General features: G+C 35.7%; 1 protein-coding gene. It reads left to right on the plus strand.

Annotated features, from left to right (window positions below; genetic code table 11):
• A partial coding sequence (locus tag A7976_RS14905) for a CocE/NonD family hydrolase C-terminal non-catalytic domain-containing protein (protein WP_205633538.1) occupies positions 1–384 on the plus strand: 384 nt, incomplete at both ends.

Below are 384 nucleotides of genomic sequence, written 5' to 3' on the forward strand. Positions count from 1 at the left end.
AGACTCAGATGATATGGATTTATTTGCAGGTATTAAAAAGTTAGATCGTCGTGGTAATGAAGTTAACTTCCCTGATTTTAATCATATTGAAAATGGTCAAGTAGCTACTGGTTGGTTACGCGTATCACATCGTGAATTAGATCAAGAAAAATCCTCAATCGCGCAACCTTGGCATAAACATGAAACAGAATTAAAGTTGTCACAAGATGAGATAGTACCTGTTGAAATCGAATTGTTACCTTCAGGCACGCTATTTAAACAAGGCGAAACATTGGAAGTTGGTGTAAAGGGTAGTGAAATTGTAATTGGTAATAGTACTCCTGGCATGAAAACACGTTATGAACATGAAGAAACCGTAAATAAAGTCATGCACATGATTTATAC

The sequence above is a fragment of the Methylobacillus sp. MM3 genome (genome assembly GCF_001645185.1).
Taxonomy (GTDB): Bacteria; Pseudomonadota; Gammaproteobacteria; order Burkholderiales; family Methylophilaceae; genus MM2.